This is a genomic window from Streptomyces sp. NPDC003720, assembly GCF_042875075.1.
GTDB lineage: Bacteria > Actinomycetota > Actinomycetes > Streptomycetales > Streptomycetaceae > Streptomyces.
The window spans coordinates 116,672-139,104 of the sequence record NZ_JBIANZ010000002.1 but is presented as its reverse complement, the minus strand read 5'-3'; the positions used below and the strand labels follow the sequence as shown (position 1 = coordinate 139,104).

Annotated in this window: 25 protein-coding genes; 11 read left to right on the top strand and 14 right to left on the bottom strand. The window is 74.7% G+C overall.

Features of this window, described 5'->3' with window-relative positions; genetic code table 11:
• Positions 1–130: 130 nt before the first annotated feature.
• On the top strand, positions 131–991 hold the full coding sequence (locus tag ACFYU0_RS06125) for a serine hydrolase (RefSeq protein WP_389298158.1): 861 nt from the start codon (positions 131–133) through the stop codon (positions 989–991).
• Positions 992–1,043: 52 nt separating this feature from the next.
• Here ACFYU0_RS06125 and ACFYU0_RS06120 read toward each other — a convergent pair whose 3' ends face one another.
• Both ACFYU0_RS06120 and ACFYU0_RS06115 read right to left on the bottom strand, forming a co-directional pair.
• Complete coding sequence (locus ACFYU0_RS06120) at positions 1,044–1,955, bottom strand: NAD-dependent protein deacetylase (RefSeq protein ID WP_351666377.1); 912 nt, start codon at positions 1,953–1,955, stop codon at positions 1,044–1,046.
• Between the two features lie 92 nt (positions 1,956–2,047).
• Positions 2,048–2,764: a DUF4232 domain-containing protein gene (locus tag ACFYU0_RS06115; protein WP_389298155.1), complete on the bottom strand. Its 717-nt coding sequence runs from the start codon at positions 2,762–2,764 to the stop codon at positions 2,048–2,050.
• A gap of 218 nt (positions 2,765–2,982) precedes the next feature.
• On the opposite strand from ACFYU0_RS06115, the gene ACFYU0_RS06110 reads away from it, so the two are divergent.
• Positions 2,983–4,056: an NAD(+)/NADH kinase gene (locus ACFYU0_RS06110; protein ID WP_389298153.1), complete on the top strand. Its 1,074-nt coding sequence runs from the start codon at positions 2,983–2,985 to the stop codon at positions 4,054–4,056.
• Between the two features lie 103 nt (positions 4,057–4,159).
• Positions 4,160–4,738, top strand: coding sequence for a hypothetical protein (locus ACFYU0_RS06105; protein ID WP_389298894.1), 579 nt, complete (start codon positions 4,160–4,162; stop codon positions 4,736–4,738).
• 25 nt (positions 4,739–4,763) lie between these two features.
• Here ACFYU0_RS06105 and ACFYU0_RS06100 read toward each other — a convergent pair whose 3' ends face one another.
• The 6 genes from ACFYU0_RS06100 to ACFYU0_RS06075 all read right to left on the bottom strand — a co-directional run bounded on the left by ACFYU0_RS06100 (position 4,764) and on the right by ACFYU0_RS06075 (position 9,169).
• On the bottom strand, positions 4,764–4,991 hold the full coding sequence (locus tag ACFYU0_RS06100; RefSeq protein WP_389298152.1) for a hypothetical protein: 228 nt from the start codon (positions 4,989–4,991) through the stop codon (positions 4,764–4,766).
• Positions 4,978–5,292: a DUF6400 family protein gene (locus ACFYU0_RS06095; RefSeq protein WP_389298150.1), complete on the bottom strand. Its 315-nt coding sequence runs from the start codon at positions 5,290–5,292 to the stop codon at positions 4,978–4,980. Before ACFYU0_RS06095 ends, ACFYU0_RS06100 begins: the two co-directional genes overlap by 14 nt.
• Positions 5,293–5,353: 61 nt before the next feature.
• Positions 5,354–6,322, bottom strand: coding sequence for a threo-3-hydroxy-L-aspartate ammonia-lyase (locus ACFYU0_RS06090; RefSeq protein WP_389298148.1), 969 nt, complete (start codon positions 6,320–6,322; stop codon positions 5,354–5,356).
• A 64-nt stretch (positions 6,323–6,386) separates the two neighbouring features.
• Entirely contained in the window at positions 6,387–7,592 is a 1,206-nt protein-coding gene (locus tag ACFYU0_RS06085; RefSeq protein ID WP_389298146.1) for an alanine racemase, read from the bottom strand.
• Between the two features lie 10 nt (positions 7,593–7,602).
• Positions 7,603–8,277, bottom strand: a complete 675-nt coding sequence (locus ACFYU0_RS06080) for a PAS domain-containing protein (RefSeq protein WP_351666501.1) — start codon at positions 8,275–8,277, stop codon at positions 7,603–7,605.
• Between the two features lie 106 nt (positions 8,278–8,383).
• Positions 8,384–9,169 (bottom strand): IclR family transcriptional regulator, encoded by a 786-nt coding sequence (locus tag ACFYU0_RS06075; protein ID WP_389298144.1) that lies wholly within the window; start codon positions 9,167–9,169, stop codon positions 8,384–8,386.
• A gap of 179 nt (positions 9,170–9,348) precedes the next feature.
• On the opposite strand from ACFYU0_RS06075, the gene ACFYU0_RS06070 reads away from it, so the two are divergent.
• From ACFYU0_RS06070 to ACFYU0_RS06055, 4 genes are all read left to right on the top strand, one after another.
• The gene (locus ACFYU0_RS06070) at positions 9,349–10,119 is read left to right on the top strand and encodes an SDR family oxidoreductase (protein ID WP_389298142.1); all 771 of its coding nucleotides are present in this window, start codon (positions 9,349–9,351) and stop codon (positions 10,117–10,119) included.
• 20 nt (positions 10,120–10,139) lie between these two features.
• Positions 10,140–11,177 (top strand): L-idonate 5-dehydrogenase, encoded by a 1,038-nt coding sequence (locus tag ACFYU0_RS06065; protein WP_389298140.1) that lies wholly within the window; start codon positions 10,140–10,142, stop codon positions 11,175–11,177.
• Between the two features lie 360 nt (positions 11,178–11,537).
• The gene (locus ACFYU0_RS06060) at positions 11,538–11,999 is read left to right on the top strand and encodes a cyclic nucleotide-binding domain-containing protein (RefSeq protein WP_351666367.1); all 462 of its coding nucleotides are present in this window, start codon (positions 11,538–11,540) and stop codon (positions 11,997–11,999) included.
• A gap of 26 nt (positions 12,000–12,025) precedes the next feature.
• Positions 12,026–12,676 carry a CBS domain-containing protein gene (locus ACFYU0_RS06055; protein ID WP_389298138.1) on the top strand — a complete coding sequence of 217 codons (651 nt, stop codon included), beginning with the start codon at positions 12,026–12,028 and terminating at the stop codon, positions 12,674–12,676.
• Between the two features lie 89 nt (positions 12,677–12,765).
• Here ACFYU0_RS06055 and ACFYU0_RS06050 read toward each other — a convergent pair whose 3' ends face one another.
• The 4 genes from ACFYU0_RS06050 to ACFYU0_RS06035 form a co-directional block, all read right to left on the bottom strand.
• Positions 12,766–13,371, bottom strand: coding sequence for a hypothetical protein (locus ACFYU0_RS06050; protein WP_389298136.1), 606 nt, complete (start codon positions 13,369–13,371; stop codon positions 12,766–12,768).
• Between the two features lie 42 nt (positions 13,372–13,413).
• On the bottom strand, positions 13,414–14,115 hold the full coding sequence (locus tag ACFYU0_RS06045; protein WP_389298134.1) for a CBS domain-containing protein: 702 nt from the start codon (positions 14,113–14,115) through the stop codon (positions 13,414–13,416).
• A 291-nt stretch (positions 14,116–14,406) separates the two neighbouring features.
• A complete protein-coding gene (locus tag ACFYU0_RS06040; RefSeq protein WP_351666363.1) occupies positions 14,407–15,126 on the bottom strand; it encodes a pyridoxamine 5'-phosphate oxidase family protein in 720 nt (239 codons plus the stop codon).
• 21 nt (positions 15,127–15,147) lie between these two features.
• A complete protein-coding gene (locus ACFYU0_RS06035; RefSeq protein WP_389298132.1) occupies positions 15,148–16,218 on the bottom strand; it encodes a zinc-dependent alcohol dehydrogenase family protein in 1,071 nt (356 codons plus the stop codon).
• A 311-nt stretch (positions 16,219–16,529) separates the two neighbouring features.
• Between ACFYU0_RS06035 and ACFYU0_RS06030 the strand changes: the two genes are divergently transcribed.
• Entirely contained in the window at positions 16,530–16,904 is a 375-nt protein-coding gene (locus tag ACFYU0_RS06030; RefSeq protein ID WP_351666361.1) for an STAS domain-containing protein, read from the top strand.
• 35 nt (positions 16,905–16,939) lie between these two features.
• Positions 16,940–17,623 carry a CBS domain-containing protein gene (locus ACFYU0_RS06025; protein WP_351666360.1) on the top strand — a complete coding sequence of 228 codons (684 nt, stop codon included), beginning with the start codon at positions 16,940–16,942 and terminating at the stop codon, positions 17,621–17,623.
• Between the two features lie 39 nt (positions 17,624–17,662).
• Here the strand turns inward: ACFYU0_RS06025 and ACFYU0_RS06020 are convergent, their stop codons facing one another.
• Both ACFYU0_RS06020 and ACFYU0_RS06015 read right to left on the bottom strand, forming a co-directional pair.
• Positions 17,663–18,121, bottom strand: coding sequence for a universal stress protein (locus ACFYU0_RS06020; protein ID WP_389298129.1), 459 nt, complete (start codon positions 18,119–18,121; stop codon positions 17,663–17,665).
• A gap of 104 nt (positions 18,122–18,225) precedes the next feature.
• Positions 18,226–19,161 carry a LysR family transcriptional regulator gene (locus ACFYU0_RS06015; RefSeq protein WP_351666358.1) on the bottom strand — a complete coding sequence of 312 codons (936 nt, stop codon included), beginning with the start codon at positions 19,159–19,161 and terminating at the stop codon, positions 18,226–18,228.
• 98 nt (positions 19,162–19,259) lie between these two features.
• On the opposite strand from ACFYU0_RS06015, the gene mdlC reads away from it, so the two are divergent.
• Both mdlC and ACFYU0_RS06005 read left to right on the top strand, forming a co-directional pair.
• Entirely contained in the window at positions 19,260–20,840 is a 1,581-nt protein-coding gene (mdlC, locus tag ACFYU0_RS06010; RefSeq protein WP_389298127.1) for a benzoylformate decarboxylase, read from the top strand.
• A 79-nt stretch (positions 20,841–20,919) separates the two neighbouring features.
• Entirely contained in the window at positions 20,920–22,374 is a 1,455-nt protein-coding gene (locus ACFYU0_RS06005; RefSeq protein WP_351666355.1) for a benzaldehyde dehydrogenase, read from the top strand.
• Positions 22,375–22,433: the final 59 nt, after the last annotated feature.

Here is a 22,433-nt window from a genome sequence, read left to right as displayed (position 1 = left end):
AATCTGTTGCTCTGCTCACAAATCGCCCTGAAGGGGCCTTTTCGTGGCAGCGGTCACTACGCGGGCCGGGGGTTCTGGCTACGTTCGCAAGTCCGTGTCCCTGTCCCCCGCACCGCCGAGGCCTGCCACCATGCCGTTCCGAACCCTCCTGCTCCCCCGCCCGGGCAAGCGCGCGGCCCTCTGCGGCGCGCTCGCGGCCGCCGCGGCGACGCTGCTGCCCTCCGCCGCCTCGGCGGCCCCGGCCGCCGCCGGCCCGGCGGACTTCCCCGCGTCGGTCGGGGCGCACGGCAAGGCGCGGGTGACCGCCGCGGTCCTGGACCTGGACCGCCCGGGCCACACGCCCGCCGTGTTCGGCGAGGACACCCCCTATGACACGGCCAGCATCGTCAAGGTCGACATCCTCGCCGCGCTGCTGCTCAAGGCGCAGGACTCGGGGCGCGTCCTGACCGCCCAGGAGCGCGCGCAGACGAAGAAGATGATCGAGCACAGCGACAACGCGGCGGCGAACACCCTGTGGCGGCGCATCGGTCTCGCGCCGGGCCTCAAGGCGGCGAACAAGCGGCTGGGGCTGACCGAGACCCAGGGCGGCCCCGGCGGCAAGTGGGGTCTGACCCGGACCACGTCCGCCGACCAGATACGGCTGCTGCGCGCGGTGTTCGACACCGGGCAGGCCGCCACGACCGGCTCCGCGCCGGCGCTCGGCACCGCGTCCCGTGCCTACGTCCGCACGCTGATGGGCCAGGTCGCCGACGACCAGTCCTGGGGCGTGTCGGCGGCCGGCGGCTCCGGGCCGGCCCTGAAGAACGGCTGGCTGCAGCGCGACACGACCGACCTGTGGGACGTCAACAGCGTCGGCCGGATCACCGCGGGCGGACACCACTACCTCGTCGCGGTCCTGTCGGACGGCAACAAGACCATGAAGGACGGCGTCTCGCTGGTGGAACGCGCGTCCCGGACCGCGGTGGGCACCACGGCGGCCCGCGCCTCCTGAGGTCCCGCCGGGCGGCCGAGGGCTCCGGTGCCCTGGCGGAGCCGCCGACGGCTCAGGGCCGCGTCATGTCCCCGGTCCCGCCGTCGACGGGGACGCCCAGCCGGGCGGCCACCGTGGTGAGGGCCGCTCCCAGGGGGAGCGCGACGCGGGTACGGGCGTGGCGGTCGCCTCGGGTGGGGTCCTGGTTGACGATCAGCACCGGTTTCCCGGACTGGGCGGCCTGGCGGACGAACCGCAGGCCGGACATCACCGTCAGGGAGGAGCCGAGGACCAGCAGCGAGGAGGCCTCGCGGACCAGCGTGCGGCAGTGCTCGACGCGCGCCGGTGGCACGGCTTCGCCGAAGAACACGACGTCGGGCTTCAGGATGCCGCCGCAGACCGTGCAGGGCAGCACGCGGAAGTCGCCGACCTGGTCGTCGGTCAGGTCGGCGTCACCGTCCGGGTTGATGCCCGCGGCCACCGGATCGAAGCCCGGGTTGGCCTCCTCCAGGCGCCGGGCGAGGTCGCGGCGCGGGCTGAGGGCGCCGCAGGAGAGGCAGACGACCCGGTCCAGGCTGCCGTGGAGCTCCACGACGTTCGCGGTGCCCGCCGCCTGGTGCAGGCGGTCGACGTTCTGGGTGATCAGGCCCGAGAGCAGGCCGTGCCGTTCGAAGGCGGCCACGGCCCGGTGCCCGGTGTTGGGCCGCGCGCGGCCGAAGGTGCGCCAGCCGAGGTGGCTGCGCGCCCAGTACCGGCGCCTGGCCAGGGCGTCCGCGGTGAACTCCTGGTAGGTCATCGGGGTGTGCCGGCTCAGGCTGCCGCCCTCGCCCCGGTAGTCGGGGATGCCCGACTCGGTGGAGATGCCGGCCCCGCTGAGCACCAGCACACCGCCGCCGCTCAGCGCGTCGGCGACCGGCTCCAGGTCAGTGGTGCCCGGCGGCAGGTCCTCCGCGGGGGTCCAGGTCAGGGTGGGGCGCATGCGCATGCCGCCAGGGTACGGAACCGGCCGCCGCGTCCCCGCCCCCACGTCGGCCGCCCCCGCCCTCGCCCGTGCGCGGCGGGGCCGGCCGACGCGGTTCAGGCCGGCTCGACGGACGTCACCGCGGTCGCCGTGACCGTGTCGTCGCACTCGGCGAACACACCGTCGTCCAGCGCCACCTGGTGCGCTCCCGCCCCGGGCAGGCCGACCACCAGCGTCGGGTAGGCGGCGGGCTCGGCGCCGGACGCGCAGTAGCCGTCGCCCTCGCCCTGCACCTGGACGAAGGTCAGCTTCACCCACGCCCTGCCGCCCGGTGCGAGCCGCACGCTCGACGCGGCGCCCTGCGCGGTGACCGACAGCGGCTTGTTGTGGCCGGGCGAGCCGTTGCCCGCCCCGGCCACCGTGGGGTGGCCCCGCAGCACGCAGGCCCCGCCGGAGACGTTGGTGAACTCCACGACCGCCGCGCCGGTGCCGGTGCCGTCCGGGCGGTCGGCGGCCTGGCGGGCGCTGGTCTTCAGCGCCGTCGCCGGGCACGGCGGCGCGGGCTTCGCCGAGGTGTGGGACGCCGGTGAGGCGGGGGCCGCCGTGGCGGCCGGGGTGCCGGCGCCCGCGGGCCGGGAGGCCGTGGGCGCCGGGCTCGTGGGGGCGGTGGCGTGTCCGGCGGAGGCGGTGGGGGAAGCGGCGGTGGCCGCCGGTGCCGGGGACGCCCCGGCGGCCGGCTCGTCGCCGCCGGACCGGCATGCCGCCAGCGACAGGGCGGCCGCGATCACGGCGGCGGCGGATGTGGCGACCCGGACGGTGCTGCGGTACGGCATGGGATCCCCCGATGGTTCGAAGTGCTCAGGTCGGCCGGCTCGGCGCCGGCGCTCACCCACCCAGACAGAGCAGCCTGACCAGGGGTTCCGCGGCGGCCCACCTGTGACACGGCGGTGACGCGGACGGGTTCGGACCGGCACGGAACCCGCCCGCGGGAGGTGCCCGCCGGGATTCCCGGCGAGGATGGGTTTCTGGGCGAACCGGCTGGGAGGCGGCTATGACGGTGAACCGTGTCGGCCTCGTCGTGCACGGCGGACGGGCGGAGGCCGTGGCCGCCGCGCGTGCGGCGCGCGAGTGGTGCGCGGAGCACGAGGTGGCCTGTGCCGACATCGACGTGTGGCAGGAGGGCGAGCGGCACAGCGCCCGGGAGGAGATGGACGCGGCCGGCGATCCGGACCTGGTCATCACCCTGGGCGGCGACGGGACCTTCCTGCGCGGCGCCCGGCTGGCAGCCGAGAACGACGCCCTGGTGCTGGGCGTCGACCTCGGGCGGGTGGGCTTCCTGACGGAGGTGCCCGCCCCGGCCGTGCGCGTCGCGCTGGACGCCGTACGGGAGGAGCGGATCACGGTCGAGAACCGGATGCTGCTCACCCTGCGGGCGTCGTGCCGGCTGGAGGTGCCGGAGCCCATGGAGGAGCTGGTGCGCTACGGCCGCGGTCCGATGCTGCCGCCGCCCCGGGTGCGCGCGGAGTGCGAGATCGGCGACGACTGGGGCGTCGCCCTGAACGTCGTCGCGCTGAACGACGTGGTGCTGGAGAAGCTGACCCGGGACCGGCAGGTGTCGGTGGGCGTCTATCTCGCCGGCCGGCTGCTCGCCGCCTACTCGGCCGACGCGCTGCTGGTGGCCACGCCCACGGGCTCGACGGCGTACAGCTTCGCCGCGGGCGGGCCGGTGGTCTCGCCCCGCGCCGAGGGGCTGATCTTCACCCCGGTCGCCCCGCACATGGCGTTCAACCGCTCGGTCGTGGCCGCGCCGGACGAGCCCATCGCGCTGCGGGTGCTGGAACGGTCCGGGCCGGCCGCCGTCAGCATCGACGGCCAGGTGCGCGGGGTGCTGAACCCCGGGGACTGGATCGGGGTGTACGCAGCCCCCCGCCGGCTCAAGGCGGTCCGGCTGGGCCCGATGGACTTCTACGGCCGGCTGCGCGAGCGGATGAACCTCACCGACGCTCCCGCCGCGCTCGCCGACGGCGAAGCCGCTCCCCTGTGGCCGGTGCGGACCCCGCCGCCGGGCGACCTCGCGCACCTCGCGATGCCCACCGCCCCGCACCGGGCGCCGCCCCTGTCCTGAGCCCCCGGCGAACACGCGGCAGATTCCCCCGCTCCGCGTGCAACCATTCGCCATATCCGCATGTCTCATCCCATAACAGCATGGCGTGACCAAGGGGGACATCATGCGGAGAACAGGTGTAATAGCGACAGCTCTCGTCCTGGCGGGCGCCGGACTGGGCGGCGTGGCGACGGCCGCGGACACGGCTCCGGCGGCCGCCGCGCGGGCCACGGCCTGTCCGACCGGCTGGGGCAGCGGAGCGAAGGGCGGTACGGCCACCGGGGCGGTGCCGCTGAAGAACATCAGGACCGGCCGGCACGACTGCTACGACCGCATGGTGTTCGACGTGCCGGGCGGCGGCCGCGCCGTCGGCTACTACGTCCGGTACGTGAACCGGCTGCGGCAGAGCGCCACCGGGCACACGATCCCGGTCGGCGGCGGGGCCGTGCTGGACGTGCACGTCGGCGCGCCGAGCTACGACCCGGCGACCGGCGCGGTCACCTACCCGGGGCGGGTCGGCCGCACCCTGCCGGGCGTGAACGTCCACGGGTACCGGACCTTCCGGGACACCCGGTTCGCCGGCAGCTTCGAGGGCGAGACGCAGGTGGGTCTCGGCGTCCGGGCCCGGCTGCCGTTCCGGGTCCAGCAGGTGTCGGGCCATCTGGTCGTCGACGTGGCCCACAACTGGACGGGGGCCCGCTGAGCGGCGCCGCGTGTCCCGGCCCGCGTCACATCCGGGAGCGGGTGGCGCCGAAGTGCGTCTCGTGGTTCCAGACGTGGCGGCAGGAGGGGCACTGCAGGTGCAGCAGGCTGCCGGTGTTGGAGAGCAGGTAGCGCCAGTGCCCCCGGCACGGGCGCCCCTGCTGGCAGGTGGCGCAGCCGCGGCGGTCGTCGCAGTTGGGGCAGGCCACCCAGGCCCGGCGGCCGATGTCGGCCTGCGGGTCAAGCGGCAGCATCGCCGCCGCCGCGCCGCGGCAGCACACCGGCCGCGATCAGCTCCTCGTACAGCCGCTGCTGTTCGTCGTCGAGGCCGGAGTACAGCAGGTCGTACGCGGCCTGCTCGCCGTGCAGCGCCGCGACGGGGTCCCAGCCGGCGCCGAGGGCGGCCACGGTGTGCGTGCGCCGGAGCATCTCGTGGGAGCTGAGGTCGACGGTGAACTCGACCGGCTCGGCGGTGCCGGGCCGGTCCGCCGGGAGCTCGCCCGCCGCGACGGGTTCGTCCGGTTCGCCAGGAATGATGGGGCCATGGGTGGACATGCGTCCGAACGTAAGGAGGCCCCGGCCGCCGCGGCAAGAGCAGGTGGGAGAAGTCACAGGGTCAGCGGGCGAGGAGTGCGGCGAACCTCTCGGTGTCGATGTTGCCGCCGGAGGCGATGACGCCGATCCGCCGGGGCGGGTTGTCGACGCGCCCGGCCATGAGGGCGGCGAGGGCGCTCGCTCCGCTCGGTTCGAGCACGATCTTCAGGCGTTCGAAGACGAACCGCATGGTGTGGACGATCTCCTCGTCGCTGACGACGCTGACGGCGTCGACGAGGCGCTGGTTGATCGGGAAGGTGATCTCGCCGGGCGTGGCGAGCGCCTGGCCGTCGGCGATGGTGCGGGGCACCGGGATGGTGACGCGCGCGCCGCTGGCCAGGGACAGCCTGGTGTCGTCGCCCGCCTCGGGTTCCACGCCGATCACGCGGATGCCGGGGTGCAGCGCCTTGGCCGCGGTGGCGCTGCCGGCGATGAGGCCGCCGCCGCCGACCGGCACCAGGAGCGCGTCGAGTTCCCCGGTCTCCTCCAGCAGTTCGAGGGCGGCCGTGCCCTGGCCGGCGATGACGTCGGGGTGGTCGTAGGGCGGGATCAGGGCCAGGCCGCGGTCCTCGGCCAGGGCTTCGCCGAGCGCGGTGCGGTCCTGGGCGTAGCGGTCGTACGTGACGACCTCGGCGCCGTATCCGGCGGTGGCGGCCAGCTTGGAGCGGGGGGCGTCCTCGGGCATCAGGATGACGGCGCTGGTGCCCAGTTCCCGGGCGGCCAGCGCGGTCGCCTGGGCGTGGTTGCCGGACGAGTAGGCGGCGATGCCCTTGGCGAGCTGTCCGGGCGAGAGCCGGGCGGCGGCATTGTAGGCGCCGCGGAACTTGAAGGCGCCGACCCGCTGGAAGTTCTCGCACTTGACGAACACCTCGGCGCCGACGGCCGAGTTCAGCGTGCGGGAGGTGAGGACGGGAGTGCGGTGGGCGATGCCGCGGAGGCGTGCGGCGGCCTCCCGGACGTCGTCGAACGATACGGGTGATGCGGCGGCCATGCTGGTTCCTTACGGCAGGAGCGGGCGGGGGCGACGGGCGGGACGGTGGCCGGCGGGGTGCGGGTCACCAGCCGGTGACGCGTTTCCAGACCGCCTGGACCGCGGGGGCGGGTTCGGCGGGCAGGGTGCCGTCGACGACGTGGTAGCCCTGGTGCTGGGCGGCGGTGGCGCAGGCGTGGTTGGGCAGGACGCGCAGCCGGGTGCCGATGGGCAGGTCGGGCAGGCGGGCGCCGTCGCGGGCGGTGAGGGTGCCGTGCTCCTGGCTGGCGGCGGTCATGACGAGCCCGGGGACGAGCCGGCCGCCGAGGTCGGCGACCAGTCCGTACCCCTGGTCCTGGGGCTGGGTGGAGGTGCCGCGGTCCCGGGACATGGCCATCCAGCCGCCGTCGGTGATGATCCAGCCGTACTCGGGGCGGTGGCCGATGACGGTGACGACGACCGACAGGGCGAGGTCGTCGAGGTCGCAGACGCCGAGGCCGGCCATCACGAGGTCGAAGAAGACGTAGTTCCCGGCGCGCAGTTCGGTGACCCCGGTGAGGTCCTCCGCGGCGTGCGCGGTGGGGGTGGAGCCGACACTGACCACGGGCACGGGCAGACCGGCGGCGCGCAGCCGTCCGGCGGCCGCGACGGCGGCGTCGCGCTCCCCCTCCGCCGCCCGGCGGCGCTCCTCGGCGGTGTGGGCGAAGTAGGACTCGCCCGCGTGGGTCAGGACCCCGTCGAGGCAGCCCGCGGCGTGCAGGACGCGGCCGATGCCGACGAGCTCCGGCGCGTCGGGCCGCAGGCCGCCGCGGTGGCCGTCGCAGTCGATCTCGATCTGGGCGGGCACGGCGATGCCCGCCTCCCTGGCCGCTTCGGCCACGGACGCCGCCTGCTCGGCGCTGTCGAGCAGGACGCGCAGGGTGACGCCTCGGCGCAGCAGGGCGATCACCCGGGGCAGCTTGTGCGGGTCGATGCCGACGGCGTAGGTGATGTCGGTGTGACCGCCGTCGGCGAACGCCTCGGCCTCGGCGAGGGTGGAGACGGTCACGGGGCCGGGTGCGCCGTCGTGCGGGAGCGCGGCGACGTCGAGGCTCTTGGCCGTCTTGACGTGCGGGCGCAGGGTGACGCCGAGGCGGTCGGCGCGCCGGGCGAGCCGGGCGATGTTGCGCCGCACCCGGTGCGCGTCGACGACCGCGAACGGCGTGTCGGGGTCGGCCAGGGTCCGGGCGGAAGCGGGGGCGGCGGTCCGCTCCTCGGCGATGAGCGGCAGACGGTGGTCCGCGGCGGTCATGGGCGGCCTCTCACCTGGTGTAGTTGTAGACGGTGGCGCGGGACACGCCGAGCAGGTCGGCGATGGTCTGGGCGGCGTCGCGCGAGTCGAAGTACCCCTCGGCGTGCAGATGCCGTACGAGTGCCTTCTTGGCGTCGCGGCTCAGCGAACGCGGTGTCCCGCCGCGCTCGGCGGCGAGCGTCTCGACGGCCCGGCGCAGTTCCCGGGCATTGCGGTCGCGCAGGGTCTCCAGCGGCTGGTCGCGGTGGTCGTCGTCGGTGGCGACGAGGTTGGACAGGGCGAGCGTGACGGGTGAGAGCACGGAGACGTCGAGGTTCAGGCAGAGGGCGGCGACGTAGTCGCCGGCCGCGTTCTTGATGCCGATCGAGGTGCTCTTGGCCGGGCGGCCGTCGGGGAACCGGTTGGGGTAGTTCTGGATGACGCCCGGGTACTCCGGGTCGGCGATCCGGGCGAGGCCCAGCTCGGTCGCGGAGTCCCCGACGCGGCGGCCCGAGAGGTTGTTCTCGATCGCCCGGACGGCGTGCCGGGGGTCGCGCAGGTCGTGCAGGACGACTTCGCACAGGCCCGGGAACATGCGTCCGAGGGCGACGGCGATCTTCTCCGTCTCCCGGATGAGGTGCTCGTCCGCCTCGGCGGCCGCCGAGGTCGCCGCACCGGCGCGGCGGTCCGGCTCGGCGCCGTCCATGACGTGGTCCATCGGTGGCCATCCGGAAAACTAGACTGGAAATCCAACTCTGGACACGGAGGCTAACCCAGCGCCTCCGCCGCCGTCCAGAGCCGGATCGCCCGGCTCAGCGGGCGGGCAGTCGGACCCCCAGTTCCGCGGCGGCCGACCGCAGCACGGGAACCAGTGCCACCAGGTCGTCCAGTTCGCGCCGGAAGGCGGGGGCGGCGGTGGACAGGGCGCCGAAGAGGCTCCCGTCCGCGCGCAGGATCGGGACGGCCACGGCGCGCAGCCCGGCATGGTGCTCCTCGTCGACCGTCGCGTACCCGAGGTCGGCGGCGCGGGCCACCTCCGCGCGCAGGACGTCGCGGTCGGTGATGCCGTTCGGCCCGTGCGGCGTCAGCTCCACGCGGTCCAGCAGATCGGCGCGCACGTCGTCGGGGGCGAAGGCCATCAGCACCTTGCCCATCGAGGTGCAGTGCAGCGGCCCGTGCCGGCCCGGCTCGCTGCGCACGCCGACCGGCAGCGGCCCGTCGACGTAGTGCACGTACAGGTGCCGGGCGCCGTCGAGCACGGACATCAGGGTGGCTTCCTCGGTCTGCCGGGTCACGCGCTGCATCACGGGCAGGGCGGTGCCGGCGAACCCGTAGGCCTGTCCGGCCTGCTGGCCGAGCTGGAACAGCTTGAGGCCGGGCCTGTAGCGCTTGCCGTCGGGCTCGAACTCCACCAGGCCCTCACGGCGCAGCGTGCCGAGCAGCCGGTGCGCGGTGCTCACGGGGACACCGCTCTCCCGGGCCAGCGCGGACAGGGTGCTGCCGTGCGCGTGCTCGCCGACCAGGACGAGCAGCCGGATCGCCCGGCCCACGACGTCCGCCGGGGCGGCGGCGGGATCTCTGGAGTCACTGGAGGTCACGGGTGGCAGCGTACGCAGTTCTACAGCTGTTTTCCATTGAGCGGAAAGGCCTTTCATCCAGCGGTTGACAGCGAGTCCCGGACATGACCACGATGCTTTCCGTTGAGCAGGCAGCCTTTCCACTGAATGGAAAGAACTGCAGTGCATCGCGGTCGAGGCCACCCTGGAGGACGACACAGATGAGCCACCCCCTTTTCGACGTCACCGGCAAGGTGGCCCTGGTCACCGGATCGAGTCGCGGCATCGGCAAGGCGCTCGCCCGGGGGCTGCTGGAGGCGGGCTGCACGGTGGTCCTCAACGGTCGCGACGCCGTGGCGTTGGAGTCGGCCCGCGCGGAGCTGGCGGCGGAGTTCGGGGAGGCGGTCGTGGCGGAGGCGTTCGACGTCACCGACTCCGCCGCGGTCACCGCCGCCGTCGCCCGGATCGAGGACGGGGTGGGGCCGATCGGCGTCCTGGTGAACAACACCGGGGCCCAGCGCCGCGCGCCCCTGCTCGACTTCACCGACGAGGACTGGCACGGCCTGCTGGACACCAACCTCACCAGCGCCTTCCTGGTCGGCCGCGAGGTCGCCCGGCGCATGGTGCCGCGCGGGCAGGGCAAGATCGTCAACATCTGCTCGCTGCAGAGCGAGGTGGTGCGCCCCGGCATCGCGCCCTACTCCGCCACCAAGGGCGGCCTGAAGATGCTGACCAAGGGCATGTGCGCCGACCTCGGGCCGCACGGCATCCAGGTCAACGGCATCGGCCCCGGCTACTTCGACACCGAGCTGACCTCCGCGCTGGTCGCCGACCAGGAGTTCAGCGCCTGGGTGCGCGGGCGTACCCCGGCCGGGCGCTGGGGCGACGTCGCGGACCTCGTCGGCGCCCTGCTCTTCCTGTCCTCCCCCGCCTCCGACTTCGTCAACGGGCAGTTGCTGTACGTCGACGGCGGCATGCTCTCCGTCCTGTGACCGTGAAGGAGCCCCTGACCATGCGAGCCTGTGTCGTCCACGGAGCCGGCGACCTGCGGATCGAGGAGCGGCCGTTCACCGGCCCCGGACCGGGTGAGATCGCGGTCGCCGTCGCCCTCGGCGGGATCTGCGGATCCGATCTGCACTACCACCACAGCGGCAGGGTGGGTGACTTCGCGCTGCGCGAGCCGATGGTGCTCGGGCACGAGGTGGTCGGCCATGTCGCCGACCTCGGGCCCGGCGCCGGCGTACCGGACGGGCCGGCGCCGGGCACTCCCATCGCGATCCATCCCGCCACCCCCTGCGGCGCCTGCGAGGAGTGCGCGCGCGGCCGGCGCAACATCTGCGGCCATACCCGCTACCTGGGCAGCGCCGCCCACACCCCGCACGTCCAGGGCGGCTTCGCCCAGCTCGTCAGCGTGCCCGCCGACCAGGTCCGGCCGCTGCCGCCCGGCCTGAGCCTGCGCCGCGCGGTGCTCGCCGAGCCGCTGTCGGTGGCGCTGCACGCCGTGCGCCGGGCGGGCGAGGTCCGCGGCAGGCGGGTCCTGGTCACCGGCGCCGGTCCCATCGGCTGCCTGGTCGTGGCGGCGCTGCGGCACGCCGGGGCGGCCGAGATCGTCGTCAGCGATCTGCACGAGGAGCCGCTGCGGATCGCCGAGGCGATGGGCGCCACCGCCACGGTGCGCGCGGACCGGCCCGCCGATGCGGCCTGGTCCGGCGGCTTCGACGTCGCCGTCGAGGCGTCCGGCGCGCCCGCGGGACTGCGCACCTGCGTGGAGCGGGCGCGCCGCGGCGGCACGGTCGTACTGCTGGGCCTGCTGCCGCCGGGCGAGATCGGGCTGCTCGGCAACGTCACGGTGACGCGGGAGCTGGAGCTGCGCGGGGCGTTCCGCTTCGACACCGAGTTCGACGAGGCGCTGACGCTGCTGGCCCAGGGACTGCACGTGGAGCCCGCCGTCACCCATGTGTTCCCGCTGGAGCGGTCGGCCGCCGCCTTCGCCGCGGCCCGGGACCGCACCGTCGCCTCCAAGGTGCTGCTCGACCTGTCCGGGGAGTGACGAGGGGCTGGAGCGGCTGGAGGCCGGAGGGGAACGGCGGCGGGGCACTACTGGTGGACCCGCGCTTCCCGTGGTCTGCTGGAGGTAGCGGGAAGGACTCCTTGGAGACGCGGAGAAGCGGCTCACGGCCGTGCACCGCGCAATCAGGATCCACGAGAAGCGGATGGCGTCCTTCCCGCCGTCACGCCGTCACGCCGTCCCCGTCGTACGTCCGTCCCGCCGTGCGTCCGTCCCGCCGCTCGCCCTTCCCGGCGTGCACGTCCGGGCCGAAGGGCCCCGGAGTCGGGCCCGAGCGGCCCGTGGTGCCAGGGGCCCGGGAGGCCCACGCTGGCAGCAGACGCCATGAAGGGAGCCGGTGCCATGACCTCCGCCACCACCACCTTGAACGCGGCTCTGCCCGCCGAGCAGCGTGAAAGCCTGATGCGGGCCGCCCGCGAGGCCTCGTTCGAGAGCGGTACCCGCCTGTTCGAGGAAGGCAGGCGTGCCGACCGCTTCTGGATCGTGCGGACCGGCACCGTGGCCCTGGACCTGCGGGTGCCCGGCCGCCGTCCGGCCGTCATCGAGTCGCTCGGCCACGGCGACCTGGTCGGCTGGTCCTGGCACTACCCGCCGCACATCTGGCAGTTGGGCGCCGAGGCGCTGAGCCCGGTGCGGGCCTGGGAGTTCGACGCCGGGACCGTCCTGGAGATGTGCGCCGCGGACCCGGAGTTCGGCCGGGCGATCGCGGTCTGGGTCGGGCGGGTGGTCGCGCAGCGGCTGCACGCGTCCCGGATCCGGCTGCTCGACCTCTACGCCCCCTACGGCAGCGGCGGCCTGGTGTGAGCACCCGGCCCGGTGAGGAGGACACCATGGCAGGCAGCCCGTACCGGGTGAACGACGTGATGACGCGTGCCGTCGTCGCCGTCGGCCGCAAGGCCCCGTTCAAGGACATCGTCGAGCGCATGGAGCAGTGGAAGGTCAGTGCGCTGCCCGTGCTGGAGGGCGACAGCCGGGTGATCGGTGTGGTCTCCGAGGCCGATCTGCTGCCCAAGGAGGAGTTCCGCGACAGCGATCCGGACCGGCGCACCCAGCTCCGCCGGCTGCCCGACCTGGCCAAGGCCGGGGCGGTGACGGCGGACGAGGTGATGAGCACCCCGGCCGTCACCGTGCACGCCGACGCCACGCTCGCCGAGGCGGCACGGATCATGGCCATGCGGCGCGTCAAGCGGCTGCCGGTGGTGAACACCGAGGGGGTGCTCGAAGGCGTCGTCAGCCGCTCGGACCTGCTCAAGGTGTTCCTGCGCCCGGACGGCGACCTCGCCGACGAGATCCGGCGCGACGTCGTCGACGTCCTCTTCCCGGCCCCTGCCGAGCCCGTGCACATCACGGTCTCGGACGGCGTCGCCACCCTGACCGGCCGCGTCACCGACGCGGCCCGCATCCCGCTGGCGGTCGGCATGGTCCGCGCCGTCGAGGGCGTGGTCGGCGTGGACTGCCACCTCACATCCACCGACGACTGAGACGCCGACGACTGAGAGGCCGTGGCCGGGCCGTGCGCCGCGGCGCACGGCCCGGATTCCGTGGGGTGGGCATCCTTGAAACCGCCCCCTCACCCCCGTCCGCCGCTGAGTTTGCGCCACTCGGGGCCGACCCGTTTCCACTCCTCGTCCCATTCGGTCAGGCGACGGCGTACGAGCCCGGCTCGGAGCAGGCGGCCGCCCGCCCAGATCGTCCCGGCGGCGAGGGGGCCGAAGAGGACGCCGGTCAGAGCCGCCTGGACGGCCGCCTCCGTCCTGCCCAGAGGCTTCGCCACCACTCGGTCGGCCCCGTCCGTCCAGACCGTGAGCCGGGTGCCCGTCAGGGCGTCCGGCAGCATCCTGGTCCGGGCCTGGTGCACCGAGCCGGCCGCGTCGGTCCACCGCACGGCGACCCACATCCGGCCGTCGTCGCGGGCGCTCGTCGCGGCCGGCGTCACCGGCGTGACGTCGGTGACCACGGCGGCCACCGGGTGCGCCCGGGCCCGGCGCGCGGCGAGGTCCGAGTCCACCGTCCGTGCCGTCACCAGGCCCGCCACCGCTCCGCCGACCAGGACGAGGAGCCAGACGCCGAGCACGATCCACGCCTCGACGACGTCGCTGTGCCTGCGCAGCGCGTTGCGCCGCCAACGCCACAGCCGGACGGCGGGCCTGTTCCTGCGGGACGTCTTCGCCGGCATCGGTGCTGGCCTCCTCTCGGCTCCGTCTGCCGTCGGCCGCCGTCAGGCGGGGGCCGTGCGGCGCGGCTCCGGGAGTTCCGGACCGGCGTGCGGGTGGCGGCGCGGGCCGGTCAGGGCGCAGTGCACGTCGACGACGCCCGGCACCGACCGTGTCAGCAGGACGGCGAGCGGCACGAGCACCGCGTCGTGGACGCGTCCGGTGAGGGTGACCACCCCCTCGCGCACCTCGACCCGCACCGGGGCGTCCGCGGTGCCGAACAGCCTCACCACGACCTCCCGGCCGACGTCCTCGGCGATGTCCTCGTCGGCGCGCAGGAACACCTTCAGGAGGTCGGAGCGGCTGACGACGCCCTGGAGGGTTCCGTCCCGGCCGACGACCGGCAGGCGCTTGACCCTGCGGCGGGCCATGACCCGCGCCGCGTGGGCGAGGGTGGCCTCGGGCGGCACGGTGACGGCCGGGTAGGTCATCAGCTCCGCCGCGGTCACCGCGTCCGCCTTGCGGAGGTCGGCGAGGTGCTGGACCTGCGCGTACCGGTCAGGGTCGCCCTCGCGGTACTCCTCCTTGGGCAGCAGGTCGGCCTCGGAGACCACGCCCACGACCCGGCCGTCGGCGTCCAGCACGGGGAGGGCGCTCACTCCCCAGTCCTGCATCGCCTGCACGATCTCCTTGAAGGCCGCGCCGGTGCGCAGGGCGACCACCGTGCGGGTCATCACGTCGTTCACGACGGTCGGAGTGCCGTTCATGGCGTCCTCCCGGAGACGGGGGTCCCTTCCTGGGACACCTTCAGCGTGCGGCCACGGGCCCGTCCGCGGGATGGGCCGAGTGGCCCGTTCCCGGGGCCGAAGCGGCCCGGGCCGCGGCGGGCCGCACGGGTCGAGGGACCTGTGGCCCCCCATGGGGGCCCATCGGCACTATGGACGCGGCGGGGCACGCACGAAAGTGGTGGCAGGAGCGGCACCGATCCCCCGCGGTGTCGCTCCGTCGTTCCCGCGCCGGGCGGACAGACCGTGGCCCAGGCCGGGCGCCGGACCGCCTCACACGGTGATCCGGCGTCCGGTGATGGTGAAGGGGTCGATGCGCACCCACACGCTCCGGGGGCCGCCGGCCCAGGGCATGCTGTACGCCCGCTCCGCCAGCCTGAGCTGCTCGTGCCGGTCGGTGACCGCGCGGGCGGGCCCGCGCACCAGGACGCTCCAGCCCTCGCTGAACGCGTCGTCGATGCGGTCCACCTCGAACGCCACCTGGAGTCCCGCGGCCAGGGAGGGGGTCGCGCCGCGCGCGGTCCGGAAGACGATCGCGCCGTCCACGACGGTGTAGTTGACCGGCACGATCACCGGCCCCGAGGCCGTGGGCACGGCGAGCCGCCCCACTCCGTGCATGGCCAGCAGGGTGCGGCACTCGCTGGGCCGCAACTTGCTGAACTCCGGTGCGCGCCCGGCCCGTCCGGTGCCGGGCGGCAGGTCGGCATCGCCGCCGGTGAGCTCGGTGACGGTGGTCTCCAGCGCCTGGGCCAGGTTCATCAGGGCGCCCGTGCCCGGCGCGGCGCCGGGGTGCTCCTCCAGGTACCTGAGGTAGCTGGCCGCCATTCCGGCGCGGGCCGCCGCCTGCCGCCTGGTCAGGCCGAGTTGCAGTCGCCGGGCGGCCAGCCGCCGGCCGAGGTCACCCAGCGCGGTACGGGTCTCCACCTCGGCGGGCGCGTCAGTCGCCGCCGCGGAGGGGTCGGCCACCGTCCTGGCCCTAGTCCTGCCGGTCATGGTCCCTCGCCTCCTTCTCGGTCAGGCCGCGGGCACGGCCAGTTCCGCGTGCTGCTCCCCGCCGAGCACCACCTTGAGCGCGCCGGTCTCGCCGGCCTGCGAGAAGATGTCGTAGGCCTCCTCCATCTGCTGCAACGGGAAGGTGTGGGTGACCAGTTGACCGGTCGGCAGCCGGCCCGCCGCGGCCATCCGCAGCAGTGTCGGGGTGGAGTAGGTGTCCACCAGACCGGTGGTGATGGTCACGTTCTTGATCCACAGGTCCTCGAGGTGCAGGGTCGCCGGCCGCCCGTGCACGCCGATGTTGGCGACACGCCCGCCGGGGCGGACCATGCGGGTGCACAGTTCGAAGCTCTCGGGGACGCCGACCGCCTCGACGACCACGTCCGCGCCCAGCCCGTCGGTCAGGTCGGCCACCAGTTGCCGGGGCGCCTCGTGCGCGTCGGCCACCGCGTCGGCGCCGAGCCGCCTGGCCGCCTCCAGCCGGGCCGGCGCCAGGTCGACGGCGATGATCCGCTCGGGCGAGAACAGGTGAGCCGTGATGATCGCCGCGAGCCCGATGGGGCCGGCGCCGACGACGGCCACGGTGTCACCGGGGCGCACCCGCCCGTTGAGGACGCCGACCTCGTAGGAGGTGGGGAAGATGTCCGCCACCAGTACGGCGTCCTCGCTGCGGACGGCGCCGGGCAGCGGGTGCACGGACAGGTCGGCGTAGGGCACGCGGACGTACTCGGCCTGGGTGCCGTCGATCAGGTGGCCGAGGATCCAGCCCCCGCCGCCGCGGCACTGGCCGTAGGAGCCGTCCCGGCAGAAGCGGCACCGGCCGCAGGAGGTGATGCAGGAGATCAGCACGCGGTCGCCGGGGCGCACGGTGTTCACGTCGCTGCCGACCTCGACGACCTCGCCGACGGCCTCGTGGCCGAGCACCGTGCCGGGGCGCACCTCGGGCACGTCGCCCTTGAGGATGTGCAGGTCCGTCCCGCAGATGGTCACGGCGCCGACCCGCACGATCGCGTCGGTCGGCTCCTTGATCGCCGGGTCCGGGACGTCCTGCCAGGAGGCCTGCCCGGGACCGTGGAAGACGTAGCCCTTCATGACGCTCCTCACCTCTTCGGTCTGCCGCGGGACCAGGGCGTCCGGCGGACGCGCGGGCGTCGGCCGGACTCCGGCGGGGTGCCGGAAGTGCCCCACATGTTCAGCTTGTGCGGTGCCGGGGGTCCGCGCATGGGGCCGACCGGCCCTCGCCGCCGGCCGGAGGGCGCCCCTCCGGGCCCTTCGCTCCCCGCCGCTGCCTGTTCTCCCCCGCACGCGGCGCGCCGCGTGCGGGGCCCGTGGGCCCCGGTCGGCCCCGGGATGGGGCCGACCGGCCCTTCCGCGCACACCCCCGCAGGCGCTTGTCTCGTTGCATGTCCGAGAACACGCTGCCCGGCCCGGCCCCCGCGGTCCGCGAGGCCGACGGCGCGACCGTCGTGGCCCTGAACGGGGAGATAGACCTGCTGGCGGTGGACGCGCTGGCGCGGCGGCTCGACACGCTCACCGCGGGCCCGCACCCGGACCTGGTGCTCGACCTGCGGCCGGCCACCTTCATCGACTGCGCCGGCCTGGGCGTCCTGTGCCGGACCCGGAACCGGACGCTGGCCCGCCGGGGCAGGCTGCGGCTGGTCGCCGACGACAGCACGGGCTTCCTGCGCATGCTGCGCCTCGCGGGCCTGGGCGGAGTCTTCGAGGTGCACACGCGACTGCCTGGGAACCCGGACCCCGGGCCCCGGCCCGCCGCCTGAAACTCCCGCCGAAGCCAAGTCCCCCTGGAGTCGCCATGTACGGCACCCCGCACATCGTCAGCGACGTCATGACGCACACGGTGGCCGCCGTCGGCCGCCGAGCGCCGTTCAAGGAGATCGTGGAGATGATGCAGGACTGGCGGGTCAGCGCCCTGCCGGTGATCGAGGGCGAGGGCCGGGTCGTCGGTGTGGTCTCCGAGGCCGACCTGCTGCCCACGGAGGAGCTGCGGGACGACCCCGCGGAGGAGTACACGCGGCTGCGCCGCCCAGCCGACCTGGCCAAGGCCGGCGCGCTCAGCGCGGGGGACCTGATGTCCTCGCCCGCCGTGACCGTACGGGCGGACGCGACCCTGGCCGAGGCCGCCCGGGTGATGGCCCGGTCCGCGGTGAAGCGGCTGCCGGTGGTCGACGAACTCGGGCTGCTGCAGGGCGTGGTGAGCCGCGCGGATCTGCTGAAGGTCTTCCTGCGCGGGGACGAGGACATCGCCGAGCAGGTCCGGCGCGAGATCGTGTCGTACCTCTTCCCGCCGCCGACCTCGTCGCTGCACGTGGTGGTCGAGGACGGAGTGGTGACGCTCGTCGGCAGGGTGCGCGACACCGCCCTGGTTCCCGTGGCCGCCCGCCTGGTCAGGGCCGTCGAGGGCGTGGTCGACGTACGGTTCGATCTGCCGCCGGAGGGCCATGGCGCGGTGGCCGGTCAGGGCGCCGCCACCGAGTGACCGTGGGCGCCGCCACCGGGTGACCGTCCCGGGCCGGACCTACTTCGGCTCGGGCCTGGGCGGCTCGGGGCGCACCAGCACGACCGGGCAGGTCGCGTGCTGCGTCAGATGCTGGCCGACGGAGCCCAGCAGGGCCCGGGTGAAGCCGCCCCTGCCCCGGCTGCCGACGACCAGCGCCTCGGCGCCCTCGGCGGCCCGCAGCAGCACGTCGGCGGGGTTGCCGTGCACCACGTGGGTCCGCACCGAGCCGGCCGCGTCCGCGCCGAGCACGTCGGTGAGTTCCTGCCGCATCCGGTCCCGGGCCTCGTCCCGGTCGACGTCCATGTCCACCGCGGGCCCCGACCAGCCGTACAGGCCCGGCAGCTCCCACGCGGTGACGGCGTCCACCGTGGCGCCGACGAGTTCCGCGTAGCGCACGGCCCAGCGCAGCGCGGCGTACGAGGACGGCGAGCCGTCGATCCCGACCACGACCTTCGGCCCGGAGACATTGCTGTCCACGTGTCCCACCTCTCTCGCGGCACGAGCGCCCGCCTGGACGGTCCATCCCAGCCCCTCCTCTCCACGGTGCGCGCGGCAGCGCCGCACCGCCAGAAGAGCGCGCCCTACCGGATGGCGGTCGGCGGCAGTTGCGCCGGGCTGACCAGTTCGCCCAGGACCTCGGCCATGAAGTGGACCAGCCAGCGCTGCGAGGGGCTGCGGGACGCCTCGTGCCGGGCGTAGAGCGCGATCTCGATCGGCTCGGTGTCGAACGGCAGACGGACCAGCCGCAGGCGGTGCGAGGCGGTGAAGACCTCGCCGACGTACTCGGGGACGATGGCGATCAGGTCGGTCCGCTCCAGCAGGTACGGCAGCACCGAGAAGCGGGTGGCGTCCACGGCCACGCGGTCCAGCAGTCCGTGCGTGGCCAGCAGGGAACGCGGGACGACGTGCCCGCTGGGCCCGTACACCGACGCGTGGTGCTCGGCGGCGAGTTCGGCCAGGGTGACGCGGGCGCCGCGGACGCGGGGGTGGTCGGCGGCGACCATGCCGACGTAGCGCTCGTGGAAGAGCGGGATGCGCACGGTGCGGTGGGACGTCAGCACCGGTGTGGCGACGAAGGCGTCGAGCTCTCCGCTGCGGAGCTGGCTCTCGGCGTCGTCCACGTCCAGGGAGCGGACGGCGAAGGACACCCGGGGCGCGCGCTCGCGCGCCGCCGCCACCAGGCGCGGGAGCAGGGTGACCTCGCCCAGGTCGGAGAAGGAGACGGTGAAGCGGCCGCCCATGGTCGCGGGGTCGAAGTCGTCGGACTGGCGGATGGCCCCGTCGATGTCGGCGAGCGCGCGCTGCAGCGGCTCGTACAGGCGGCGGGCGCCGGCGGTCGGGGTGAGTCCGCGGCCGGTCCGGCGGAACAGGTCGTCGCCGAAGTGGCGGCGGAGTTTGCCCAGGCTGTAGCTGACGGTGGGCTGGGTGACGTGCAGGGTCTCGGCGGTCGCGGTGACGCTGCCGGTCTCGTAGAGCAGCACGAAGACCCGGGCGAGGTTGAGGTCGAAGCTGCTCATATCGACGAAGTCTATATCGGGGCCGGACAACATCTATTGGTGACCATGTCGTGGGCTCCCTAGCGTGTGCTGCGTCACTTCCGAAGGGAAAAGCACCCGTGCCATCCGTGCGTCATGTCTCCCATGAGTTCCTGCGCCGCCAGGGGCTCACCACCGTGTTCGGCAACCCCGGCTCCAACGAGCTGCCCTTCCTCGCCGACCTGCCGGACGGGTTCCGCTACGTCCTCGGTCTGCACGAGGGTGCCGTGGTGGGCATGGCCGACGGCTACGCCCAGGCGACCGGCCGTCCGGTACTGGTCAACCTGCACGCGGCGTCCGGCTCCGGCAACGCCATGGGCGCGCTGACGAACGCGGTGGCCTCGCGCACTCCCCTGGTGGTCGTGGCCGGCCAGCAGGTGCGGCCGGCCATCGGGCCGGAGGCCAACCTCGCCAACGTCGACGCCCCCGCGCTGATGCGGCCGCTGGTGGGCTGGGCCGCCGAACCGGCGTGCGCGCAGGACGTGCCGCGCGCGCTCGCCCAGGCGGTCTTCGAGGCCGGACTGCAGCGCCGGCCCACCTACCTCTCCGTGCCGTACGACGACTGGGCGGCCGACGCGGGCGAGAACTCCCCGGCCGTGCTGGACCGGCGGGTGGAGCGCGCGGGCGTGCCGGGCGCGGAGCAGGGACGCCGGCTGGCCGAGCGGGTCGCCGCCGCGCGGCGGCCCGCGCTGGTGCTGGGCGGGGACGTCGACTCGGCCGGGCTGTTCCACGACGCGGTGCGCCTCGCCGAGCGGCTTGGCGGTCCGGTGTGGGCGGCGCCGTCGCAGTTCAGGCTGCCCTTCCCCAACCGCCATCCGCTGTTCCGCGGTGTGCTGCCGGCCGGCATCGAGCCGGTGTCCCGCGCGTTCGAGGGCCACGACCTGGTGCTGGTGCTCGGCGCCCCGGTGTTCCGGTACCACGAGTACCTTCCCGGCCGGTACCTGCCCGAGGGCACCCGGCTGATCCAGGTGACCGAGGACGCCGCGGCGGCCGCGCGGGCGCCGATGGGCGAGGCGCTGGTGGCCGACCCGGCGGCGGTGATCGAGCTGCTGCTGAAGGAGCTGGACGCGCCCGCGGCGCCCACCGGCGAGTTCCGGCCCGCGCCCGCGCCGGCGTCCGCCGAGGCGCCGCTGCTGCACCCGGAGCAGGTCTTCGCCGCCCTGCGGGACGAGCAGCCCGGCGACACCGCCTACGTCGTGGAGTCGACCTCGACCAACGCCGCCTGGTGGCGCCAGATTGACCTGCGCGAGCCGGGCTCCTACTACTTCCCGGCGGCCGGCGGCCTCGGTTTCGGGCTGCCCGGCGCGGTCGGGGTCGCCATGGCCCAGCCCGGCCGGCCGGTCGTCGGTGTGATCGGGGACGGCTCGGCCAACTACGGCATCACCGCCCTGTGGACCGCCGCGCGGCACCGGGTCCCGCTCACCGTGGTGCTGCTGCGCAACGGGACGTACGGGGCGCTGCGCTGGTTCAGCGGACTCCTCGGCGTGCCGGACGCGCCGGGCCTGGACATCCCGGGTCTGGACTTCACCCGTATCGCGGAGGGGTACGGGGTGCCCGCCCGGCACGTCGGCGGCGTGGACGAGCTGCGGGCCGTGCTGGCCGAGCGCCCGGACGGCCCCCGGCTGGTCCAGGTCGACACGGCGCTCACGACCCCTTCCTGACGACCCTCCCGATCCCCCCCTCTCCCCTGTGCCCTCTCAGACAACTCGCCCCCTCCCCGGGTGGCGGAAAGGGAAACCGATGACACTCCTGGACAGCGCCGTCTGGGGCGAGAAGCTCTTCGGCGACGGCTGGCGGGACGCGTCCCTCGACCAGCCGGTGACCGAGCCGGCGACCGGCGACCGGCTCGGCACCGTGGGCCTCGCCACGGCCGAGGACGCCGGCCGGGCCGCCGCCCGCGCCGCCGAGGCCCAGCGGGACTGGGCGGCCACCCCCGCGGCGGAGCGGGCGGCCGTGCTGCGCCGCGCGGGCGAGCTGTTCACCGAGCACGCGGCCGAGATCGAGGACTGGCTGGTGCGGGAGGCCGGCTCGGTGCGGTCCAAGGCGGCCTTCGAGGTGCGGCTCGCGCTGGGCGAGTGCTTCGAGTGCGCCGCGCTGCCGACGCATCCGCAGGGCGAGGTGCTGGCCTCGGAGGAGTCCCGCTGGTCGTTCGCCCGGCGCCGCCCGGCCGGTGTGGTCAGCGTGATCGCGCCGTTCAACTTCCCGCTCATCCTCGGCCTGCGCTCGGTCGCGCCCGCGCTGGCGCTGGGCAACGCGGTCCTGCTGAAGCCGGACCCGCGCACCGCGGTCAGCGGCGGCGTCGTCATCGCCCGCGTCTTCGAGGAGGCCGGGCTGCCCTCCGGTCTGCTGCACCTGCTCCCGGGCGACGGCTCGGTCGGCCAGGCGGTCGTCGAGGCGCCCGAGGTGCGGGTCGTGTCCTTCACCGGCTCCACCCCGGTCGGCCGGGCGATCGGCGAGCGGGCGGGGCGCCTGCTCAAGCGGGCCCACCTCGAACTCGGCGGGAACAACGCCCTGGTGGTGCTGCCGGGCGCCGACGTGCGCAAGGCGGCCTCCGCCGGCGCGTTCGGCTCGTACCTGCACCAGGGGCAGATCTGCATGACGACCGGCCGCCACCTCGTGCACGAGTCGCTGCTCGAGGAGTACGCGGAGGTGCTCGCCGCGAAGGCGGAGGCGCTGCCCGTGGGCGACCCGGCCCGGGAGGACGTGGCGCTGGGTCCGATCATCGACCGGCGGCAGCTCGAGCGGGTGCACGGCATCGTCACCGACAGCGTCGCGGCGGGCGCGAAGCTGGCCGCGGGCGGCGAGATCGTGGGCGCCGGATACCGCGCCACCGTGCTGACCGGCCTCACCCCCGACATGCCGGCCTGGCGCGAGGAGATCTTCGGTCCGGTGGCGCCGGTCATCGGCTTCTCCACGCCGGAGGAGGCCGCCCGGATCGTCAACGACTGCGAGTACGGCCTGTCCGTCGGCATCCTCGGCGACGTCGGCACGGCCATGAAGCTCGCCGACCGGATCGACTCCGGCAAGATCCACATCAACGAGCAGACCGTCGCCGACGAGCCCAACGCCCCGTTCGGCGGGGTCAAGGCATCCGGCACCGGGTCCCGGTTCGGCGGAGCCGCCGCCAACATCGAGGCCTTCACCGAGACCCAGTGGGTCACCGTCCGGCCGGACATCGCCGACTACCCGTTCTGATCCCCGCGTCCCCGTTCCGCCGGACCCGCGCGCGAACCCTCCGGCTCGCCGCGCGGCCG

Bases quoted from the DNA above. Each gene is read 5' to 3' on its own strand.
- ACFYU0_RS06095 (WP_389298150.1), bottom strand. From the start codon at position 5,292: ATGTCCACCCATGGCCCCATCATTCCTGGCGAACCGGACGAACCCGTC.
- ACFYU0_RS06100 (WP_389298152.1), bottom strand. From the start codon at position 4,991: ATGCTGCCGCTTGACCCGCAGGCCGACATCGGCCGCCGGGCCTGGGTG.
- ACFYU0_RS06050 (WP_389298136.1), bottom strand. From the start codon at position 13,371: ATGCCGGCGAAGACGTCCCGCAGGAACAGGCCCGCCGTCCGGCTGTGG.
- ACFYU0_RS06065 (WP_389298140.1), top strand. From the start codon at position 10,140: ATGCGAGCCTGTGTCGTCCACGGAGCCGGCGACCTGCGGATCGAGGAG.
- ACFYU0_RS06045 (WP_389298134.1), bottom strand. From the start codon at position 14,115: ATGAACGGCACTCCGACCGTCGTGAACGACGTGATGACCCGCACGGTG.
- ACFYU0_RS06030 (WP_351666361.1), top strand. From the start codon at position 16,530: ATGTCCGAGAACACGCTGCCCGGCCCGGCCCCCGCGGTCCGCGAGGCC.
- ACFYU0_RS06055 (WP_389298138.1), top strand. From the start codon at position 12,026: ATGGCAGGCAGCCCGTACCGGGTGAACGACGTGATGACGCGTGCCGTC.
- ACFYU0_RS06080 (WP_351666501.1), bottom strand. From the start codon at position 8,277: ATGGACGGCGCCGAGCCGGACCGCCGCGCCGGTGCGGCGACCTCGGCG.
- ACFYU0_RS06105 (WP_389298894.1), top strand. From the start codon at position 4,160: ATGCGGAGAACAGGTGTAATAGCGACAGCTCTCGTCCTGGCGGGCGCC.
- ACFYU0_RS06040 (WP_351666363.1), bottom strand. From the start codon at position 15,126: ATGACCGGCAGGACTAGGGCCAGGACGGTGGCCGACCCCTCCGCGGCG.
- ACFYU0_RS06110 (WP_389298153.1), top strand. From the start codon at position 2,983: ATGACGGTGAACCGTGTCGGCCTCGTCGTGCACGGCGGACGGGCGGAG.
- ACFYU0_RS06035 (WP_389298132.1), bottom strand. From the start codon at position 16,218: ATGAAGGGCTACGTCTTCCACGGTCCCGGGCAGGCCTCCTGGCAGGAC.
- ACFYU0_RS06005 (WP_351666355.1), top strand. From the start codon at position 20,920: ATGACACTCCTGGACAGCGCCGTCTGGGGCGAGAAGCTCTTCGGCGAC.
- ACFYU0_RS06060 (WP_351666367.1), top strand. From the start codon at position 11,538: ATGACCTCCGCCACCACCACCTTGAACGCGGCTCTGCCCGCCGAGCAG.
- ACFYU0_RS06085 (WP_389298146.1), bottom strand. From the start codon at position 7,592: ATGACCGCCGCGGACCACCGTCTGCCGCTCATCGCCGAGGAGCGGACC.
- ACFYU0_RS06025 (WP_351666360.1), top strand. From the start codon at position 16,940: ATGTACGGCACCCCGCACATCGTCAGCGACGTCATGACGCACACGGTG.
- ACFYU0_RS06125 (WP_389298158.1), top strand. From the start codon at position 131: ATGCCGTTCCGAACCCTCCTGCTCCCCCGCCCGGGCAAGCGCGCGGCC.
- ACFYU0_RS06070 (WP_389298142.1), top strand. From the start codon at position 9,349: ATGAGCCACCCCCTTTTCGACGTCACCGGCAAGGTGGCCCTGGTCACC.
- ACFYU0_RS06115 (WP_389298155.1), bottom strand. From the start codon at position 2,764: ATGCCGTACCGCAGCACCGTCCGGGTCGCCACATCCGCCGCCGCCGTG.
- ACFYU0_RS06090 (WP_389298148.1), bottom strand. From the start codon at position 6,322: ATGGCCGCCGCATCACCCGTATCGTTCGACGACGTCCGGGAGGCCGCC.
- ACFYU0_RS06015 (WP_351666358.1), bottom strand. From the start codon at position 19,161: ATGAGCAGCTTCGACCTCAACCTCGCCCGGGTCTTCGTGCTGCTCTAC.
- ACFYU0_RS06120 (WP_351666377.1), bottom strand. From the start codon at position 1,955: ATGCGCATGCGCCCCACCCTGACCTGGACCCCCGCGGAGGACCTGCCG.